The organism is Catenulispora sp. EB89, assembly GCF_041261445.1.
In the GTDB taxonomy this organism is placed as follows: Bacteria; Actinomycetota; Actinomycetes; order Streptomycetales; family Catenulisporaceae; genus Catenulispora.
This window is the reverse complement of sequence record NZ_JBGCCU010000009.1, coordinates 260,647-277,423: the sequence shown is the minus strand read 5'-3', so window position 1 is coordinate 277,423 and position 16,777 is coordinate 260,647. Positions and strand designations below refer to the sequence as shown.

The following is a 16,777-nucleotide window of genomic DNA, read 5'->3' as shown; positions in this document are numbered from 1 at the left end:
TGCCGCGGCCGGGTCCGGCGGCCGGCGCCGGTGGTACGGCCGCTGGTGACTCTGCGGTGACGCAGACCGATTCGGCGCGGTGGCGGTTCAGGTCAGGTCCGCCGCGGTGGCCTCGGCCGCGGTCGCATGGACCGTGAAGACCTGGTCCAGTCCGGCGAGCTTGAAGGTCCGGGTGACGCGGCCGGGCACCGCGGCCAGAGCCATCGGGGCTTCGGCGGCGGCGGCGAGTCTTTGGGCGACCAGCATGGCGGTGATGCCGCTGGAGTCGCAGAACGTCAGGCCGCTCAGGTCGATGACCAGGCCGTGGTCCGGGCCGAGTGCCAGCGCCTGTACCGCGGCGTGCAGCTGCGGTGCGGTGCGGAAGTCCAGGTCTCCCGCCAGCGCGAGGACGTGCCGGGCGCCGTCGGTGCGTGTGGCGATGGTCAGTTCCCTCACTGCGATGCTCCATCTGCCGGCCGCGACGTTGCCGCCGACACGCTCAGCGCCAGCAGCGCGGTGTCGTCGTCCAGGCCGTGGCCGAAGGAGTCCAGCAGGTCGGTCAGTGCGTGGATGAGGTCTGGTGCGGTCGTGGGTGCCAGCCGGGCCGCGAGGGCCAGCAGCGCTGTCTCGCCGTACCGGTCGTCGTGCGCGGCGGGGTCGGTCGGGGCCTGCGTGTTGTGCGCCTCGGTGAGTCCGTCGGTGTACAGCAGCAGTGTGTCCCCGGGGCCCAGGTGCACCGTGGTGGTGGCGATGTCGACATGCTCCAGGACCCCGATGAGCTGGCCGCCGGGGGTGGGCAGGTAGGTGGCGGTGCCGTCGGCGGCCAGCAGCAGGGCCGGCGGGTGGCCGCCGCTGGCCAGGGCCGCGGTGTAGCCGTCGCCGTGCGGGGTGAGCAGCCCGAACACGACAGTGCAGTACCTCACGTTCGGTCCGCGGAACTCCTGGTTGAACACGGAGTTCACGTTGGCAAGCACTTCGGCGGGTTCGGAGTCGAACACCGCCGCCGAACGCAGTGCGTACCGCGCCAGCGAAGTCACCGCTGCTGCGGCCGCGCCCTTGCCGCACACGTCGCCCAGGAAGAGCCCCCACCTGCCCGCGGGCAGCGGGAACAGGTCGTAGAAGTCGCCGCCGACCTCTTCGATGGAGGCGATGTGGTAGTGCGCGGCGACCTGGGTCCCGGCCGGGGCGGCCAGCACCGGCGGGAGCAGGGTGCGTTGCAGCGTGGCGGCCAGGCGCTGGTAGCGCTCGCTCCGGTCCTCGGCCAGCAGCCGGGCCTTGTCCGCCTCGGCGTGGGCCGTCTCCGCCCCGGCCTGGGCCGTCTCGGCCTCCTGACGGGCCCGGAGCAGCTCGGTCTCGTAGGCGCGGCGGTCCCGGGCGTCGAAGACCGTGGTGCGGATCAGCAGCGGGTCGCCGCCGGCCCCGCTCTTGACGACCGAGCTGACCAGGACCGGCATGCGCTCGCCGGCAGCCGTCCTGAGCTCCAGGGCGATCCCGTTGACCTGGCCCTGCAGCTGGAGCAGCGGGGCGAAGTGGGTCTCGTGGTAGAGCCGGCCGCCGACGGTCAGCAGGTCGGCGAAGCGTTTGCGGCCGACGACGTCCTCCCGGCGGTAGCCCAGCCAGTCCAGCAGCGTGGCGTTGATCTTGGCGATGGAGCCGTCCAGCATGGTGGACAGGTAGCCGCACGGGGCGTGCTCGTACAGGTCGTCGGTGCTGTCCTCCAGCAGAGCGGAGAACTCGGCCCGCTCATCGTCGTCGCGGCCGCGATCCGCTGCGCCGGACCCCGATGCCGGTCCCGGCGAAGCCATCAGCGACCGCTCTCGGTGAACTCGATGATCACCTCGGCGGTGGCCTCCGGCGCGCTGAGCTGTGGGCAGTGCCCGGTCGCGTCCAGCGTGACCAGGGTGCTGCCGGGGACCTCCGCGTGGACGAAGGCGCCGACCTCCAGTGGTGCGATCGCGTCCCGGGAGCACTGCAGCACCAGCGTCGGTACGGTCACCCCGGCCAGGTCGGCGCGGTGATCGGACAGGAACGTGGCGCGGGCGAAGGAGCCGGCGATCACCGGATCGGTGCGGCAGAAGCTGTTGGTCAGCTCCGCCCCCAGCTCGGGACGCTCCGGATTGCCCATGATCACCGGTGCCATGGCCTGCGACCAGCCCAGGTAGTTGCTGTCCAGCGACGCCAGCAGCTCCTCGATGTCCGTCGCGCTGAAGCCGCCGCGGTAGGAGTCGTCGTCGATGTAGCACGGGGACGGCGTCAGCAGCACCAGCTGCGCGAACAGCTCCGGCGCGCGCGCCGCGGCCAGCACCCCGATCATCGAGCTGACCGAGTGCCCGACGAAGGTCACCGGCCCCAGCCCCAGGTCGCGCAGCACGTCCAGGACGTCGTCGGCGTACCCCGCGAGCGTCGCGTGCCGCTCCGGACTCCACGCGGACAGGTCCGAGCCGCCGGCCCCGACGTGGTCGAACAGCACCACCCGGAAGCGTTCGGCCAGCGCCGGCGCCACCAGCCGCCACATGTTCTGGTCGCATCCGAACCCGTGCGACAGGACGACCACCGGGGCGTCCACGCGCCCGATGACCGTGACGTTGTTGCGCGAGCGGATGTCCATCACCCGACCATCGTGCCACCGATTCGCGGCACGTCGCGCCACATGGATCCAGGCGGCACCGGCACGCTGCGGCGTTCCACGCAGCGAGTTGCTGCGGCTGGCGCTGCGGCATCGAGCACCGATCGGGCCGGGCCGCCACACTGGCGGAGCGCCGACTTCGTTCAGCCGGTGTGTTTGCGGTTCTGGATCACGGTCATCCGGGCTGGGGAGGTGATCGCGATGGCGGATGCATCGCCCGAGCCGGCTACCCGGGTCACAGTGAGCACGGAGGGCCCGGTCCTGATCGACGGCCCCGTGGACGTCGAGCTGCCCGATGGGCGGACGGTGTCCTCGGGGCGCGTGGTCGTCGCGTTGTGCACATGCCGTCGCAGCCGCATCTATCCCTGGTGCGACGCCAGCCACCGGGACCGGTCGCGGTCACAGCCCGACGGGCAGTGAGCCGCGCCGTCCCCGCGGCACGGTTTACCCGGCCGGTAATCGGACACAGCGGCAGGTGGCCGCCGGACTGGTGATCGACGACCGCCTGCGAACGCGACACCGCCGGAGAGCAGACACATGCATATGCATCCTGAAGCACATTCCGAGAGAACATCCTCCGCTGTCGAGGCTGCGGTGGAGACCGTTTTGATCCAGGTGCCCGCCGACCCCGACTACCTGGCCGTCATCCGGTCGGCCGCCGCGCACGTCGCGACCCGGTTCGGCTGCACGCTCCCGGAGGTCGCCGACCTGCGGCTGGCGGTCGACGAGGCTTCCGGCCTGCTGCTGCGCCACACGGTCCGGGACGGGCACGCCGCCGACGACGCGGGGATCGGGGATCTGGAGTGCCGCTTCGTCCTCGCCCCCTCGACGCTGCGGGTCGTACTCGGCCGCCGGGCCCGGGACTCGGCGCCACCGCAGAATGACGAGTTCGGATGGGCGATCCTGTCCGCGCTGGTGGACGACATCGTCTGGCGTACCGAGGGCTCGACGGTGCAGGTGGAGATTCTGAAGCGCCGTGCGGCCGAGCGGTGAGGCGATGAACGCGCCGGCCGTGACGGAGGACCGGGCTCGGGAACGGGCCGCGGCCAGGGCTGCGCTGGTCCGTCTGAGGAAGATGCCGTCGGATGATCCGGAGTACATGGGGCTGCGGGAGTACGTCATCGGCGAGTACATGTCCTACGCGCGCTATATAGCGGGCAAGTTCCGCCAGCGCGGCGAAGCGCAGTCGGACTTGGAGCAGGTGGCCTATCTCGGCCTGGTCAAGGCCGTCGACAACTTCGACCCCGACTACGGCGCGGCGTTCCTCACCTACGCCACGCCGATGATCGCCGGCGAGGTGAAGCGGCATTTCCGGGACACCACCTGGGACGTGCACGTGCCCCGCAGGGTGCAGGAGAACGCCCTGGCGGTCCGGGCTGCGGAGCGTGAGCTGACCCAGGAGCTCGGCCACCCGCCGAGCGCCGCCGAGATCGCGCATCGGCTGGAGCTGTCGGCCGACGAGGTCGCGGAGGCCTACGAAGCCGGCGCCGCGCACAACGCCGCGTCGCTGGACGTGCAGACGTCCATGTCCGACGGCGACGGCGCGAGCCTGGGCGACCTGCTCGGCGGCGAGGACCCCGGCTTCGAGCTGGTCGTCAAGCGGGAAGCACTCAAGCCGCTGCTCGCCAAGTTAAGCCCGCGCGACAAGCGGATTCTGCTGATGCGCTTCTTCCGCAACATGTCCCAGACCCAGATCGCCGAGGAGCTCGGGGTCTCGCAGATGCAAGTCTCCCGGCTGCTGGCGCAGATCCTCGGACAATTGCGAGAGCAAGTCGAGGCCGGGCCGTAGCCGACCCTCGTTTGGTCCCGCGGTCTGCGGGCACACGGACCCCCTTATCAGAGGGGACAACCATGAGCAGCCAACACCGTCCGATCCGCAAACCGGCCTTGCCCTTAGTCGGCAGCGTCCTCGTTTTCTTCTTGCTCGCGACGGCTGCGAGCGTCTGGGCCGCCGCCGCGGTTTCGCTGTGGTGGCTGTTCGCGGTGGTGCTGTTCGGCACGTTCGCCTCGGTGGCTGTGTACGACGTCTTCCAGCGGCGCCACGCGGTGCTGCGGAACTATCCGGTGCTGGGGCATCTGCGGTATCTGCTGGAGGCGATCCGGCCTGAGATGCAGCAGTACTTCGTCGAGCGGGACTACGACGGCCGGCCTTTCGACCGCGACACCCGAACCGTCGTGTACGAGCAGGCCAAGGGCATCCATGAGGAGACGTCGTTCGGCACCGAGCTGGACGTGACGCAGCCCGGGTACGAGTTCGTCGAACACGCCACCGCCCCTCTCACCCCCGATGACGACCCGCCGCGGGTCCGCATAGGCGGCCCGGACTGCACTCAGCCGTATGAGATGGCGCTGCTGAACGTGTCGGCGATGAGCTTCGGCTCGTTGAGCGCGAACGCCATCCGGGCCATGAACGCCGGCGCGAAAGGCGGCGGTTTCGCGCAGGACACCGGCGAGGGCGGCCTGACGCCGTACCACCTGGAAGGCGGCGGCGATCTGATCTGGGAGATCGGCAGCGGCTATTTCAGTGTCCGTACACCCGACGGCGACTTCGATCCGGAGCAGTTCCGGGACAAGGTCGCGCATCCGCACGTCAAGTGCGCCGAGCTGAAACTGAGTCAGGGCGCCAAGCCCGGGCTCGGCGGCGTGCTGCCGGCCGGCAAGGTGAGCGCGGAGATCGCTCGCTTCCGCGAGGTGCCGCAGGGCGAGAAGTGCATCAGTCCGCCGGCGCACAAGGTGTTCCGCACCCCGCGCGAGCTGGTGTTGTTCCTGGCCACGATGCGCGAGCTGGCCGACGGCAAACCGATCGGCTTCAAGCTGTGCCTCGGCCGCCGCAGCGAGTTCCTGGCGATCTGCAAGGCCATGCTCGCCGAGGGCGTCACCCCGGACTTCATCACCGTCGACGGCTCCGAAGGCGGAACCGGCGCGGCGCCGCTGGAGTTCCAGGACAGCGTCGGCAAGCCCCTCACCGAAGGACTCATGACCGTCCACAACGCCCTGGTCGGCACCGGGCTGCGGGACCGGATCCGGATCGGCGCCAGCGGCAAGGTCGCCACCGGCATGGACATCGTCAAGCGCGTCGCCCAGGGCGCGGACTACACCAACTCGGCCCGGGCGATGATGATGGCCGCCGGCTGCATCCAGTCGCGCCTGTGCCACACCAACCGCTGCCCCGTCGGCGTGGCCACCCAGGACCCCAGGCGCGCGCGGGCGCTCGACGTCGCCGACAAGACCGAGCGGGTCCGCCGCTACCAGCAGAACACCGTGGCCCAGGCGCAGCAGATCATCGCCGCCATGGGGCTGCGGGAGCCGCGTGAGCTGCGTCCGGGGCATCTGCTTCGCCGCATCGACCAGAACACTGTGCTGACCTACGCCGAGCTGTTCGACTGGCTCGAACCGGGCGAGCTGCTGGCCGACGTGCCGCAGGACTGGGCTGCGGACTGGGCCGCCGCGGACCCGGACACCTTTTCTTGGAAAGGCTGAAGTCTTCGAAAGGCTGAAGGCCGGGCTGAACCGCTGACGGCACGTACCCGCCAGCGAGTGATGCCGCGGACGCGCAACTGCGGCGGCACGATGGCTTCCCATCGTGCCGCCGCGGCGTCCGGGTCAGGACTTGTCGCGAGCGGCCGTCTCCGCGTCGGCTTCCGCGTTGTTCCCGGGCGACTGCCCGCGCAGCATCTTCTCCACCTCGTCGGCCAGGGTCTGGTCGGACTCGAGCACCTTCTTCATCTGCAACCGCAGCCCGGCGGCGGCGTCCTCGTCCTTCGGACCGGCGGCGAAGTCGTTCACGGCGGTCTCCAGCGGCGGCACGTTCTTGTCCCGCCAGTAGATCTCCTGCAGAATCGCGCGGCCGAGTTCGACCTTCTTGGCCGCGCCGGCTTCCTCGTCCCGGGTCAGGGCCGCCGTCCCGTAGGCGCCGATCGCGGGTCCCACGACCTGGAAAACCCGGTCGGCCAATTGTGAGGCGTCCATGTCCCATCCCTTCGCTTGTCTCCGGTAGTCCGGAGTCCCCCGCCGGGTACCCCGGATGCGCGATACAAACAGGGGTTGGACACGCCAGTGCGCTCAGCCTTTGTCGTCGGTGCTTGTGAGGGTCTCCTTCACCTTGGCGATGGCGAAGCCCCAGGCGTCGTGGACGCCGACCTTGGGCGGCAGCGAGATCTCCTCGGGGTTGGTCAGCACGTCCAGCAGAACCGGTCCGGGAGCGGCCAGCGCCTCGGCGACCGCCGCGGAGAGCTGTTCGGGTTCGGTGACGCGCAGTCCGGTCAGGCCCATCGCGCGCGCGACCGCGGCGAGGTCGGGGTTGGCGAGCAGCGTGCCGAACTCCGGGAGACCGCCTTGTTCCTGCTCCAGTTTGACCATGCCGAGTCGGCCGTTGTCGAACACGATCAGTTTGACCGGCAGTTTGTGGGCGACGGCGGTCAGCAGGTCGCCCAGCAGCATCGTGAGCCCGCCGTCGCCGCAGAACGCGATGGTCTGTCGGCCCCGGTCGAACGCCGAGACACCCAGCGCCTGCGGCATGGCGTTCGCCATCGACCCCAGGTTGTAGGAGCCGATGAGCCGTCTGGTTCCCCGCATCTGGACGAAGCGGGACAACCAGACGGTCGACATGCCGGTGTCGGAGAGGAAGACGGCGTCGTCGGCGGCGAGTCGGTCGACGACCGCGGCGAGGGCTTCGGGCCGGATCCGGTTGTCGGTGTTGTCCAGACGGGAGCGGATCTTGCCGATCAGGGTCTTGTCGTGCGTCGGGTCGACGAGCCGCTGTTGCCGCTCCTGCCAGCCGCCGTAAGCCGAACGCGCCCCGTCGAGGTGGTCGCGGTCCTTCTTGGCGTCCAGGCGGGGCAGCAGCGCGGCCAGGCTCGGGCCCGCGTCGCCGACGACGCCGGCCTGGACGGGAGTGCGCCGTCCGATGTTCCCCGGCCGGCGGTCGATCTGCACGGTCGGGGTGCCCGCCGGCAGCCATTGCGGGTACGGGAAGTCGGTGCCGACCATCAGCAGCACGCCGGCGTCGTCGAAGGCCTTGCGCGTGGCGGGGTTGCCGATCAGCCCGCTCTGGCCGATCTGATAGGGGTTGTCGCGTTCAAGGCCCTCCTTGGCCTTCAACGTCAGCACCATCGGTGCGGCCAGGTGCTTGGCGAGTGCCAGCACCTCCTCGCGGGCGTCGCGGGCGCCGACGCCCACCAGCATGGTCACCGAGTCGGCCCCGTTGATCAGGGTGGCGGCGCGAGCCAGGTCGGCGTCGGCGGGCATCAGGACCGACTGCTGGACGGTGATGTGCGGCCGCGCGCCGTCCGGGACGTCCTGCCCGCCGACGTCGCCGGGCAGCGTCAGCACGGCCACGCCCGGTCCGGCGTAGGCGGCCTGCACGGCCTGCTGCAGCAGCCGCGGCCACTGGGCGGGGGAGGTGACGGTCTGGCAGAACTCTGCGACATCGCGGAACAGGGCGTCGTTGTCGACCTCCTGGAAGTAGTCGCTGCCGATCTCGGCCAGCGGCACCTGGCCGCAGATCGCCAGGACCGGCACGCCGGACTTCTTGGCGTCGTACAGGCCGTTGAGCAGGTGGATCGACCCGGGCCCGACGGTGCCCAGGCACACCCCGAGCGTTCCGGTCAGCTGCGCCTGGGCGCCGGCGGCGAACGCCGCGGCCTCCTCGTGGCGGGTGCCGATCCACTCCAGGCGGTCCTCGCGGCGCACAGCGTCGGTGACCGGGTTCAGCGCGTCGCCGACCACACCCCACAGGGTCCGCACGCCCAGGTCGGCCAGGGTGGTGACGAGTTGATCGGCGATCGTGGTCATGGTGTGGCTCCTGGGGTCGGGTCGGGTCGTGACGTTGGTGGAGTTGCGCAATTTTCGCCCTGAGCTCGTGGTCCAGGGCTCAGGGCGACTGATACTGATTCGCTGACGCCGACATCCCTGCCGGCTGTCAAGCCGTGCCGTCGACGACCGCGCTGTCCTCGATGCCGGCGTCGTCCGCGGTGCCGGGCCCGAAGCCGACCTTCGCGGCGGCGGCGTCGATGCCTGAGCGGATCGTGCCCTTGACTTTGGTCCGCGCCCGGACGGCGGCCGGATGGCCGATGACGCCGCGGGCACTCTTGGCGAGCTGCTCGTATCTGTCCCGGCCGGCCCGGGAGCCCAGAACGTATCCCGTGATCAGCCCTGCCACGTACGCCAGTTTTCTCATGGCCTCGCCTCCTCGACCTTTGTCCGGCTCCGGGTTTCCGGACCGAGGCGCTTCAAACGTGGCTTCGCACATCCGTGTGCCCGATGTCGTTTGTCTTCACGGCGCGGGGGCACCCGGTGGTGACGTTCGCGGTCGACAGCAGGATTCGGAGGGGGTCGTGAGTGCTGATCCGGTGTCCGAGGAGCAGGGCGGGAACCGTCCTGTGACCGACGGGAAGAGTGACGTCTCTCCGCCGCGGAACGTCCCGCATTGGACCGGGTGGCTTCTTCTCGCCCTGGGCGTCTTCACGCTGCCCTGGACCGCGAACCTGGCCGTCTACCTGCCGGACAAATCCGAGGCCGCGCACTACAACGCTTCATGGGTCGGGTTCGACCTCCTGCTGTGCGCACTGCTGATACGCACCGGCTGGTCCTTGCTGCGCCGACGGGCCTACGTGGAGGTCACGGCGGCGATGACGGCGGTGATGTTGTTCATGGACGCCTGGTTCGACGTGTTGTCCGCGCCCACTACGAGGGAATTCGTCGTGGCCCTCGTGTTGGCGCTGTGCGTTGAGGTGCCCTTGGGCGTCTTCTGTTTCTGGGTCGCCGTCCGGGCCGAGTACGAGCGCCGACGTCGGGAGGAGCTCATGAGCGCCCTGATCCGGCGTCTCTTGGCCCTCAACCGTCGGCCGGCGGCCCGAAGGGGTCACCGCTTGCCGTAGCGCCGCGTCCGGATCGTGTAGCGGCCTGTTTGAACCGCATCATGCCCGGACATGCGGCGGACCGGTCCGTACCCGCCATGCTTCCGGAGGTAGTCCGTGACAACCGCGATCCGAAGAGCTGTCATTCCCGCCGCCGGCATCGGTTCACGCCTGCTGCCGCTCACCAAGGCGATCCCCAAGGAGATGCTGCCGGTCGGCGACCGGCCGGTGATCGAGCACACGGTGCGGGAGCTGGTCGCCTCCGGCATCACCGACATCACGATCGTGGTCTCCGCGGGCAAGGACCTCATCCAGCAGCACTTCCGGCCGAACCCCGCTCTGGTCGACCAACTCCACGCACAGAACAAGCACGCGTACGCCAAGGCCGTGGAAGAGGTCGCGGAGTTGGCGCACGAAGGGCACATCACCTACCTGGAACAGTACGGTCCATACGGCAACGGCACTCCCGTCCTGAACGCCGCCCGCGGCTCCGGCGACGAGCCGATGCTCGTCCTGTGGCCCGACGACGTTTTCGTGGCCCAGGTCCCCAGGGCCCAGCAGCTGATCTCCGCGTACGAGAAGACCGGCTGTCCCGTACTGGCACTGATGCCGATGGACCGCGAGGACGCTCGGCGCTACGGAGTACCCGAGGTGAAGGAAGACCTCGGCGACGGCCTGCTGCGGATCAGCACACTGCTGGAGAAGCCCGAGCCCGAAGTCGCGCCCTCCGGGTTCGCGGCGATCGGCGGATACATCGTCACGCCGGGGATCATCAAGGAGCTCCAGGCGATCACCGACCGCTGGGAGCAGCACCAGACAGGCGAGGTCTACCTCACCGACGCGATCAACGCCTACGCCGCCACCAAAGCCGTCTACGGCCAGGTCATCGACGGCCACTGGTACGACACCGGCAATCCCACGGACTACCTCGTAGCCCAGTTCGCCTCCGCGCTCGCGGACCCCGAATACGGGCCGGTGCTGCGCGAGCTGGCGCAGGGCGGCGACGGTCCTTCTCGCGTTCGCTGAAACGGCCTGTGCGGTTCGGTTGCGGGTACCTGGAACAGGGTGTCGATCTTCTCGGCCGGCGTCGTGAGTTCCCATCGTGCCTGCGTCACCGGCCCCGCTCCGCTCTTCGCCTGCGACGGCGAATGCCGTGGTCGACGTGGTCGGCGGTCAGGCAGCGCCGGCCGATCCGGTGATCGCGGGATACGCCGCGGTCACCCGGTCGATCTCGGCGGCCTGTCCGGGGGAGAGGCGTTCGTGGTCGGACAGGCACCAGTTGCCGGCCAGGAGAGCTTGGCGGGCCAGGATCTCGTTGACGCCCGCGATGCTGCCGGCGAAGGTGTTGGCGGCGTCGAAGGCTGCGGCGTTGGCGTCCGTGAGTTCGGCGGCTCGGGTGAGGAGATCGGCGGGGATCGGGGCGCCGGTGCGGGAGATGGTGCGGGCTTCGCTGTGGAGCGCGACGGCTGCGCGGGTCCAGACGGCCCATTGGCCCAGGAGGCCGCCGACGATGTGCAGGGTCGTTCCGTTGACGCGGTAGGGCGTCAGGAGGTCGACGACGATGTTGTCGTCGTTGCCCGTGTAGAGCGCGATGTCGTCGGCGTGGCCGGTGTCCGCCACGGCCCGGACGACGTCGAGGGTCGCGTAGCGGTCGAAGGGGGCGATCTTGATGGCCTCGACGCCGGGGATCTGTGCGTACTCGCGCCAGAAGGCGTAGCCGAAGCGGCGCTTGCCCAGGGCCGGCTGGATGTAGAAGCCGAAGACGGGCAGGATCTCGGCGATCCGGGCCACGCCTTCGAGGATCTCTGCGTCCGGCGCGTCGCCCCAGCCCGGGGTGGCGACCAACGCCAGGTCGTAGCCGAGGTCGGCGGCGGCGCGGGCTTCGGCGAGGGCGCGCGGGGTGGGTCCCAGGACTCCGGCGACCAGGACCGGGTCCGGGCCGGCCGCTTCGGCGGCCAGGCGCAGGACCGGCTCGTACAGGCCGTGGTCGCGGATCTCGAACTGGGTCGTGTGGACGCCGACGGCCACACCGCCGGCGCCGCAGTCGAGGTAGTGCCGGGTCAGCGCGCGCTGGCGCTCCGGGTCCAGGGTGCGGTCTTCGTGCAGGGCGAGCGGGTGGGCGGGGATGACCATTCCCTCGCGCAGGCGCCGCCGCTTGGCGTCGGTGAGCATCAGAACCGTCCCGCGCGCTCGGTGAAGTGGGTGGGCTTGTCGAGCAGCGCCCCGCCTTCCCGGAGCCAGACGACGGTCCAGTCGAGCATCTGGTGCAGCGACACGGTCGGATAGCCGAACATGCCGAAGCAGCGGGCCGCGTTGGACAGCAGGGCGGTCGGCGCCTCGGTGCCGGTGAAGACCGGTTCGCGGTTCAGGCGGCGGCCGAGCTCGGTGGCCAGCCAGCGGACGGAGGCGGTCTCCGGGCCGGTCACGTTGAGGACCAGCGGGTCCTCGCCGGCGGCGCGCGCGTGCGCCAGGGCGCTGAGCGCGTAGCGGTTCGCGTCTCCCTGCCAGATCACGTTGACCGCGCCGTTGCCGAGGTCCACCGGGGTGCCCGCGAGCACCGCGCGGGCGATGTCGGTGAGCACTCCGTATCGGCAGTCGATCGCGTAGTTCAGGCGGATGACGGCCAGCGGGCTGCCGGTCGCCGCCGCCTGGTAGGTCAGGATCCGTTCCCGGCCCAGGCAGGACTGGGCGTATTCGCCGACCGGGTTCGGCGGGACGTCCTCGTCGGCGCCGCCGGAGGTCGGCGGCAGCAGCGGGTAGACGTTCCCGCTGGAGAAGGCGCTGATCCTGGCGCCCGCGTAGCGCTGGGCCACGCGGCCCGGCAGGAAGACGTTGGTCGCCCATGTGGGCCCGGCGTCCCCGGCGGTGCCGAACTTGCGGCCGACCATGTAGACGACGTTCGGCGCGTCCGGCAGGCCCGCGATCACCGCCTCGTCGCCGAGGTCGGCGCTGACCGTCCGCACCCCCGCCTCCTCCAGTTCGGCGCGGGCCGAGGCGTCGGAGAACCGGGACACCGCGTGGACGGTGCGGCCGCCGGGCAGCCGGGCGAAGGCCTCGGCGGCCATGCGGGCCAGGCTGACGCCCATCTTCCCGGCCGCGCCGAGCACCACCAGGTCGCCCTCGGTTTTGGCCAGTTCCAGGATCAGTCGGTCGTCGGGCTCGTGGACCCGCCGGGCGATTTCCGCCAAGGTCACGGTCATGAAAGGTGGGCTCCTGGTTCGGCTGCGGCAGCGAGGAAACGGACAGAGCGGAGTAGTTCGTCGTACGGAACAGGCGGCACGCCGGTGCGCACCATCGCGAAGAACGCGTCGAGTCCGGGGTAGAGGTAGTGGTCGTCCAGCACGGGCTCGGCGGTGGCCAGAGAGCAGTCCTCGGCGACCACAGCGAGATGGAACGGCACCCGTTCGGGAGCCGGGCGGACCATGGTGACGGTGACCGCGGTCCTGCCGACCGCCGCACAGGCGACGATCGCGTCCCGGGTCCGAGTGACCTGGACCGCGCCGAGCTCTCCACGACACAGCGTCAGCGCCATTTCGACGGGATGGACTCCGTAGAAGTGGATGCCTCCGTCCGGACTGTCCGGATCGACCGGGCCGGTGGCCGCGACCGCGGTCGGCACCGCGTCCCGGATCAGCGCCCGGACCTCCGGCAGCCACCGCAGCGCCGAGTACGAGGTGAGCGGCGCGCCGTGGCGTTCGGCCGTGCGGATCATCGCCTCGGCGTCGCTCACGCTGACCGCCAGCGGTTTGTCGACCAGGACCGGCAGTCCGGCCGCCAGCAGCGGCAGCGCGTGCGCCGCGTGCCGCGCGCCGTGCCGGTCGGTGACGACGACCGCGTCCACCAGCCCGATCAGGTCTTCGGCGGCGGGCACCACGGGCAGCCCGACGTCGCGCTCGCCGGCCGAGCCGGCCTGCGAGGCGACCGCCACGATCCGGGCGTCCCCGCCGCGCCCTTCGACGTTGCAGTAGCGGATCATGTGGTCGACGTGCGTGCTCTCGGTGCCGACGAGGCCGATTCTCATGGTCGGGGAACCTCCGGTTCCGGTCATTTGCCGTACCCGGCGGAGATGCCCTCGATGATCCGGCGCCCGAGGACGATGTAGAGCACGAGCAGCGGCGCGATCAGGATGACCAGACCGGCGAACAGCACCGAGTAGCGCGATCCGGTGTACTGCATCGTCTGCGTGAAGTTGTAGAGCGACAGCGACAGCGTGGTCTTGGTGTGCAGCATGACGAGCGCGAAGAACGTCTCGCCCCAGTGCCCGATCGCCTGGAGCACGAAGATCGTGATCAGGCCGGAGCGCGCGAGCGGAAGCATGATTCGCCAGAACGTGTAGCCCGGCCCCGCTCCGTCCAGCGCCGCGGCCTCCTCGAGCTCCGCGGGAAGCGAGCGGAAGAACGCTGTCAGCAGGAACAAGGCATAGGGGATCCCGGCCCCGGTGTAGATCAGCATCAGACCCCAGACGGAGTCGACGAGGCCGATGCGGTCGAACGCCACGTACAGGGGGATGAACATGGTCTGCGCCGGAATTCCGAGGCCCAGCACGAACAACGCCGTGTGCAGACCGCTGCTGCGCACGCGGAACCGGGACAGTGCGTAGGCGGCCGGGGCGGCGAGCAGGATGCACGCCAGTCCCGAGCCGACGATCAGCAGCAGCGAGTTGCCCACGCCCGCGCCGAACTGCGCCGAGACCCACGCGGTCCGGTAGTTGCTCCACAGCAAGTGCTTCGGCAGCGACCAGGGGTGCAGCGCCATCTCCCGGGTGGACTTGAGCGAGGACAGCACGATCCACACGATCATCAGGACATTGACCGCCACGATCGCCCACGCCGCGGGCACCGTCACCACGTGTGCCCAGCCGCGGTGCCGTTTGATCTTCGTCATCAGTGCTCCCCGGCGGTCAGTAGGTGTCGGCGTCCCGGCGCAGCACGCGGCGCGCGAGGACGATCAGCAGGCCGGTCAGGAGCAGGACGATGACGCCGCACGCCGCGGCGATCCCGTAGTCCGCGGTGCCGTCGGGGTTGAACGCCTCGGCGTAGGAGTACATGGCGAAGTTCCAGATGTTCGTCGGCGGCAGCGCTCCGGACTCGGCCGAGAACACCAGGAGGAATTCGAACGTCTTCAGCGCGCCGACACACCACAGCACCGAGCACACGCTGACGACGTCCTTCATCAGCGGGAAGGTGACGTAGCGGAACCGCTGGAACGCACTCGCCCCCTCGATCTCGGCGGCCTGGTAGAGCTCCGGCGGGATCCGGTCCACGGCCGCCATGAAGATCACCGTGTAGACGCCGGAGGACAGCCACGTCATGCCGACCAGGATGACCTTGAACATGTTGTCCTGCGCCAGCCACGCCGGGTGGCTGTGCACCCCGACGTCCGCGAGCAGCGTGTTTACCAGGCCGTCCGGGTCGAACAGGTAGCCCCACATGATCGAGATCGCGATCCCCGGCACCAGCGAGGGGAAGAACACCACGGCGCGCGCCCACTTCCGGCCGGCCATGTCCTGCAGCAGGATGGTCATGCCGAAGGCGATGGTGAAGACGGCGGCCCCCACGCCGACCACGATCCAGAAGGTGTTCACGAAGGAGGTCCGGAACACCGGATCCCGGAACATCGCCGTGTAGTTGTGGAGCCCGGCCCACTGCATGGGGCCGGCGCCGGCCCACCGGTTCAGGCTGAGCCAGAGCGTGAAAAGCGTCGGCGCGACCATGATCAGCACATAGACGGCCAGGGCCGGGTAGACGAAGGGCACGAACATCCGCCGGCGCGCCCGGTGGAACGGCGAGTGCCGCCGGCCGGGGCCCGGCCCGGCCGGCCGCGCGCCGCCGGCTTCCGCTGTGGGACTGACCGCGATTGCCGAGGCCATCCTCAGCCCTTCGTCTTCCAGTAGTCGGCGCTGTCCGAGCTCATGGCGTCGATGAACTGCGCGGCGGTCAGCTTGCCGAAGACGAGCTTGTCGTCGAGGCCGAAGTAGATCTTCGCGTTGTAGTCGGCCAGCGCGGCGGGGGAGCGGACGGTGTTGATCTGCCCGGCGTCGATGGCCTGCTTCACCGCCTCGACAGCCGCCGGGGCCGGGGTGCCGGCGGCGATCGGGATGTTCTGCATCTTGGTCGCGACCTGGGTCTGGTAGCCGCGTTGGAGCAGGAAGGCGGCGAACTTCTCAGCGGCGGCCTGGTGCTTGGACGACTTCAGGACGCCGATCCCGCTGACGGTCACGTTCAGCGGGGGAGCCGGGTGCCCGGCGACCGCCGGGAAGACGAAGGACCGGTAGTCGAACCCCGGAGCCGCGACCGGGCCGACCTCACTGGGCAGCCAGCTGCCGTTGACGTTGAAGTCCGCCTCGTTGTTCGCCCACTTGTCCTCCATCTCGGGGAACTTCGAGGCGTCGTAGCCCTCGGTGAAGTACCCGCCTTTGGCGAGCCGCTCCACGAGTTGCGCGGCTTGCAGATAGCCGGGCTGCTTCCAGGTCTGGCCGGTCTTGTCGGTCTCGGCCTTGTTCAGGGCGTCCGGACCGAGGACCGAGGCGAGGAAGTCGTTGTAGAACACGGCGTTGTAGGAGGTGACGCTGCCGTCCTGGGCCAGCGGCCGGCGGTTCTTGGCCTTCTGGGCGTCCAGGATCGCGAAGAACGCGTCCCAGTCCTTGGGCGCGGCGTTCGCCAGCGCGGGGAAGTTCTGGCCGTTGTAGAACACGACGCCGGTCGCCGAGGCCCAGTACGGGACCACGACCGGTCCGCCCGCGGGCTGTCCGGAGGCGTCCACCGGCGTGGCCAGCGAGGTCGCGGCCGGACCGACGACCTGGGCCACCGTCGAGGAGGTGCCGGGCACCTGCTGCTGGTAGGCGGCGGTCAGATCCGCCATGCCGCCCGCCGGGTAGAGCACGTTCTGGATCTGGCTGGCGCTGGTCTCCACGGCGTCGGTCGGCACATCCGGGGAGTTCAGCGCCGGCAGCAGGGACTTGACGACGGCGTTGCCCTTCCACTGCACCGTCACCTTGATGCCGGTCTGCTTCTGGAAGTCGTCGACGGCGGCCTGGAGGAACTGTTGTCCCGGCTGGCCCTTGAGCCACTGGCTCCAGATCGTCAGGTGGTCCTCGCCGCCGGCCGAACCCGCCGGGCCGGCCCCGGCGCCGCTGCCGCCACACGCGCTCGCGCACAGCGCGACCGCCACCAGAGCCGCACCCGCCAGGAGGGGAGGTTGTCGTCGCCGCATGGCGCACTCGCTTCCATTAGTGAACTCGCCGTATCGGTTGCTGAAACTCTGCTGTGCAGAGGTTCGACCCTCCCGCCTCGTGTTGTCAAGGGCTGCCATGCCT

Annotated in this window: 18 protein-coding genes; 6 read left to right on the top strand and 12 right to left on the bottom strand. The window is 70.1% G+C overall.

What is annotated here, in order from left to right:
• Positions 1-87: 87 nt before the first annotated feature.
• Genes ABH920_RS21640 through ABH920_RS21630 form a run of 3 tightly spaced genes read right to left on the bottom strand, consistent with a single transcriptional unit; the run spans position 88 to position 2,587 of the window.
• Positions 88-435, bottom strand: coding sequence for an STAS domain-containing protein (locus ABH920_RS21640; protein WP_370350873.1), 348 nt, complete (start codon positions 433-435; stop codon positions 88-90).
• The gene (locus tag ABH920_RS21635; RefSeq protein ID WP_370350872.1) at positions 432-1,784 is read right to left on the bottom strand and encodes a PP2C family protein-serine/threonine phosphatase; all 1,353 of its coding nucleotides are present in this window, start codon (positions 1,782-1,784) and stop codon (positions 432-434) included. Before ABH920_RS21635 ends, ABH920_RS21640 begins: the two co-directional genes overlap by 4 nt.
• Positions 1,784-2,587: an alpha/beta fold hydrolase gene (locus ABH920_RS21630; RefSeq protein ID WP_370350871.1), complete on the bottom strand. Its 804-nt coding sequence runs from the start codon at positions 2,585-2,587 to the stop codon at positions 1,784-1,786. The genes ABH920_RS21635 and ABH920_RS21630 overlap by 1 nt, the downstream gene beginning before the upstream one ends.
• Before the next feature lie 219 nt (positions 2,588-2,806).
• Between ABH920_RS21630 and ABH920_RS21625 the strand changes: the two genes are divergently transcribed.
• From ABH920_RS21625 to ABH920_RS21610, 4 genes are all read left to right on the top strand, one after another.
• Positions 2,807-3,025 (top strand): CDGSH iron-sulfur domain-containing protein, encoded by a 219-nt coding sequence (locus ABH920_RS21625; protein WP_370350870.1) that lies wholly within the window; start codon positions 2,807-2,809, stop codon positions 3,023-3,025.
• A 174-nt stretch (positions 3,026-3,199) separates the two neighbouring features.
• A complete protein-coding gene (locus tag ABH920_RS21620; RefSeq protein ID WP_370350869.1) occupies positions 3,200-3,598 on the top strand; it encodes an ATP-binding protein in 399 nt (132 codons plus the stop codon).
• A 4-nt stretch (positions 3,599-3,602) separates the two neighbouring features.
• Positions 3,603-4,394, top strand: coding sequence for a SigB/SigF/SigG family RNA polymerase sigma factor (locus ABH920_RS21615; protein WP_370350868.1), 792 nt, complete (start codon positions 3,603-3,605; stop codon positions 4,392-4,394).
• Between the two features lie 62 nt (positions 4,395-4,456).
• A complete protein-coding gene (locus ABH920_RS21610; RefSeq protein WP_370350867.1) occupies positions 4,457-6,085 on the top strand; it encodes an FMN-binding glutamate synthase family protein in 1,629 nt (542 codons plus the stop codon).
• 123 nt (positions 6,086-6,208) lie between these two features.
• On the opposite strand, the gene ABH920_RS21605 is transcribed toward ABH920_RS21610, so the two are convergent.
• The 3 genes from ABH920_RS21605 to ABH920_RS21595 form a co-directional block, all read right to left on the bottom strand.
• Positions 6,209-6,574 carry a hypothetical protein gene (locus ABH920_RS21605; RefSeq protein WP_370350866.1) on the bottom strand — a complete coding sequence of 122 codons (366 nt, stop codon included), beginning with the start codon at positions 6,572-6,574 and terminating at the stop codon, positions 6,209-6,211.
• Positions 6,575-6,667: 93 nt separating this feature from the next.
• Positions 6,668-8,398 (bottom strand): thiamine pyrophosphate-dependent enzyme, encoded by a 1,731-nt coding sequence (locus tag ABH920_RS21600; protein ID WP_370350865.1) that lies wholly within the window; start codon positions 8,396-8,398, stop codon positions 6,668-6,670.
• A gap of 127 nt (positions 8,399-8,525) precedes the next feature.
• Positions 8,526-8,783 (bottom strand): YtxH domain-containing protein, encoded by a 258-nt coding sequence (locus tag ABH920_RS21595; RefSeq protein WP_370350864.1) that lies wholly within the window; start codon positions 8,781-8,783, stop codon positions 8,526-8,528.
• Positions 8,784-8,940: 157 nt separating this feature from the next.
• Between ABH920_RS21595 and ABH920_RS21590 the strand changes: the two genes are divergently transcribed.
• Together ABH920_RS21590 and ABH920_RS21585 are read left to right on the top strand one after the other, a co-directional pair.
• Positions 8,941-9,483: a hypothetical protein gene (locus tag ABH920_RS21590; RefSeq protein WP_370350863.1), complete on the top strand. Its 543-nt coding sequence runs from the start codon at positions 8,941-8,943 to the stop codon at positions 9,481-9,483.
• Positions 9,484-9,579: 96 nt separating this feature from the next.
• A complete protein-coding gene (locus ABH920_RS21585) occupies positions 9,580-10,488 on the top strand; it encodes a UTP--glucose-1-phosphate uridylyltransferase (protein WP_370350862.1) in 909 nt (302 codons plus the stop codon).
• A gap of 147 nt (positions 10,489-10,635) precedes the next feature.
• Here the strand turns inward: ABH920_RS21585 and ABH920_RS21580 are convergent, their stop codons facing one another.
• Genes ABH920_RS21580 through ABH920_RS21555 form a run of 6 tightly spaced genes read right to left on the bottom strand, consistent with a single transcriptional unit; the run spans position 10,636 to position 16,674 of the window.
• Positions 10,636-11,634: a dihydrodipicolinate synthase family protein gene (locus ABH920_RS21580; protein WP_370350861.1), complete on the bottom strand. Its 999-nt coding sequence runs from the start codon at positions 11,632-11,634 to the stop codon at positions 10,636-10,638.
• Entirely contained in the window at positions 11,634-12,662 is a 1,029-nt protein-coding gene (locus ABH920_RS21575) for an NAD-dependent epimerase/dehydratase family protein (protein ID WP_370350860.1), read from the bottom strand. The genes ABH920_RS21580 and ABH920_RS21575 overlap by 1 nt, the downstream gene beginning before the upstream one ends.
• Entirely contained in the window at positions 12,659-13,483 is an 825-nt protein-coding gene (locus ABH920_RS21570; RefSeq protein WP_370350859.1) for a Gfo/Idh/MocA family oxidoreductase, read from the bottom strand. Before ABH920_RS21570 ends, ABH920_RS21575 begins: the two co-directional genes overlap by 4 nt.
• Before the next feature lie 23 nt (positions 13,484-13,506).
• Entirely contained in the window at positions 13,507-14,346 is an 840-nt protein-coding gene (locus tag ABH920_RS21565) for a carbohydrate ABC transporter permease (RefSeq protein ID WP_370350858.1), read from the bottom strand.
• Positions 14,347-14,362: 16 nt separating this feature from the next.
• A complete protein-coding gene (locus tag ABH920_RS21560) occupies positions 14,363-15,331 on the bottom strand; it encodes a carbohydrate ABC transporter permease (RefSeq protein WP_370350857.1) in 969 nt (322 codons plus the stop codon).
• Positions 15,332-15,333: 2 nt separating this feature from the next.
• Entirely contained in the window at positions 15,334-16,674 is a 1,341-nt protein-coding gene (locus tag ABH920_RS21555) for an ABC transporter substrate-binding protein (RefSeq protein WP_370350856.1), read from the bottom strand.
• Positions 16,675-16,777 lie beyond the last annotated feature (103 nt).

Coding starts and splice junctions, on each gene's coding strand:
- ABH920_RS21610 (WP_370350867.1), top strand. CDS start 4,457: ATGAGCAGCCAACACCGTCCGATCCGCAAACCGGCCTTGCCCTTAGTC.
- ABH920_RS21555 (WP_370350856.1), bottom strand. CDS start 16,674: ATGCGGCGACGACAACCTCCCCTCCTGGCGGGTGCGGCTCTGGTGGCG.
- ABH920_RS21580 (WP_370350861.1), bottom strand. CDS start 11,634: ATGCTCACCGACGCCAAGCGGCGGCGCCTGCGCGAGGGAATGGTCATC.
- ABH920_RS21575 (WP_370350860.1), bottom strand. CDS start 12,662: ATGACCGTGACCTTGGCGGAAATCGCCCGGCGGGTCCACGAGCCCGAC.
- ABH920_RS21570 (WP_370350859.1), bottom strand. CDS start 13,483: ATGAGAATCGGCCTCGTCGGCACCGAGAGCACGCACGTCGACCACATG.
- ABH920_RS21615 (WP_370350868.1), top strand. CDS start 3,603: ATGAACGCGCCGGCCGTGACGGAGGACCGGGCTCGGGAACGGGCCGCG.
- ABH920_RS21635 (WP_370350872.1), bottom strand. CDS start 1,784: ATGGCTTCGCCGGGACCGGCATCGGGGTCCGGCGCAGCGGATCGCGGC.
- ABH920_RS21630 (WP_370350871.1), bottom strand. CDS start 2,587: ATGGACATCCGCTCGCGCAACAACGTCACGGTCATCGGGCGCGTGGAC.
- ABH920_RS21565 (WP_370350858.1), bottom strand. CDS start 14,346: ATGACGAAGATCAAACGGCACCGCGGCTGGGCACACGTGGTGACGGTG.
- ABH920_RS21625 (WP_370350870.1), top strand. CDS start 2,807: ATGGCGGATGCATCGCCCGAGCCGGCTACCCGGGTCACAGTGAGCACG.
- ABH920_RS21605 (WP_370350866.1), bottom strand. CDS start 6,574: ATGGACGCCTCACAATTGGCCGACCGGGTTTTCCAGGTCGTGGGACCC.
- ABH920_RS21560 (WP_370350857.1), bottom strand. CDS start 15,331: ATGGCCTCGGCAATCGCGGTCAGTCCCACAGCGGAAGCCGGCGGCGCG.
- ABH920_RS21600 (WP_370350865.1), bottom strand. CDS start 8,398: ATGACCACGATCGCCGATCAACTCGTCACCACCCTGGCCGACCTGGGC.
- ABH920_RS21595 (WP_370350864.1), bottom strand. CDS start 8,783: ATGAGAAAACTGGCGTACGTGGCAGGGCTGATCACGGGATACGTTCTG.